This is a genomic window from Porticoccus sp. W117 (genome assembly GCF_030341905.1).
Classification (GTDB): domain Bacteria; phylum Pseudomonadota; class Gammaproteobacteria; order Pseudomonadales; family Porticoccaceae; genus SCSIO-12696.
On the sequence record NZ_JATAAF010000053.1, the window covers coordinates 1 to 1277 of the forward strand.

The 1277-nt window shown below is 49.3% G+C and carries 1 protein-coding gene; it reads right to left on the reverse strand.

Features of this window, described 5'->3' with window-relative positions; all coding sequences use genetic code 11:
* Position 1: 1 nt before the first annotated feature.
* Positions 2 to 1224 (reverse strand): IS3 family transposase gene (locus tag QSV34_RS15150; protein WP_289156086.1). Its coding sequence is split into 2 segments (ribosomal slippage): positions 2 to 873 and positions 873 to 1224, totalling 1224 coding nucleotides; the frame shifts between segments, so codons are not numbered across the junction.
* Between the last annotated feature and the right edge of the window lie 53 nt (positions 1225 to 1277).

Below are 1277 nucleotides of genomic sequence, written 5' to 3' on the forward strand. Positions count from 1 at the left end.
TTCAGGTTAAAAACGCCCGATGGACTTCATCGGGCGTTTTGTATTTTAGAGCCATATGCGGCCGCCGTTTATTGTATAACTCAACAGATTCTTCCACCATGACGGTAGCCTGCTCAATATTTTCAGGTTTCATCACCAGATACTCCGTCTTCAGTATCCCATTCACCCTTTCGGCCAGTGCGTTTTGATAGCAGTCATACCCGTCCGTCATGGAGCAGTGCACCCCATGTCTTTCGTGTTCGGCCTGATAGAGCTTAGAGCAGTACTGGATTCCTCGATCTGAGTGGTGGATAAGCTCATTCTCTTGATTGCGCTCACGCAGCGCCTTTTTATACGCCATCAACACTGAGCCCGCCTTGAGGTCGCCATGTACATGGTAACCGACGATTTTCCGTGAGAATGCATCTGTAATCAGGCTCAGATAAGCCTCTCCTTGCTTAACCGGTAGATACGTTATATCCGCTACCCAAATGTGTTCTGGACGCACAGCTTGTACCTGTTCAGGCCCTGCCTTCAGTAAGTTAGGATGACACCAGAAACGGTGATGACTTTGCGTCGTCTTATGGTAGGCGCGCTGCCTGTGAACCAACAATCGATGCTGCCTCAACAAATCAAAGAATTGATCACGGCCTATATCCAGGTCGGTTTGCGTCTTGAGTTGATGCAGGAGCTTGCGCACTCCCATGCGCGGGTGCTGGAGACGTTCGTGACGAACAAAAGCCAAGATAGCCTCATGAGAGGTCTCCTGCTGCTGAGACCGTTGGCGCTGTTGGTAGTATGCTTGTCGGCTGATACCCAGTATTTGGCACGCCTTCGTGACACTCAGCCCTTGGATCTGCTTTTCCTCGATGACTTGCCACGAGGCTTTTTTGTCACGCGAACTCCGTAGTCTTTCTTGAGTACATCAACAACTGCCTCAAAGAAGTCCGCTTTTTGCTGGGTTTCGGCGAGCTGCTGCTCAAGCTCTTTGATTCGTTGCTCTGGAGTGGGTGGCCCTGGTTTCTCTGACATCGCTATATCTCGACGGCAAAAGTAAGGAGTTCCTTGGGACCAATTTAGTCTACCGTGTTTGCGAAGCCAAACCAAAACAGTCGATCGGCCCTGAATGCCATAACGGGTCTGGGCTTGTTTGTAGGTCAATTCACCTCGTTCAACCTGGTCAACAACGGACAATTTAAAGGCTAACGAATAATCACGCTGAGTGCGCTTAGCTGTTGATTTCATATCACTTTCCAATTTGGTGATTGAAAAGTGTCAACGTTATTCAGGACGGGACA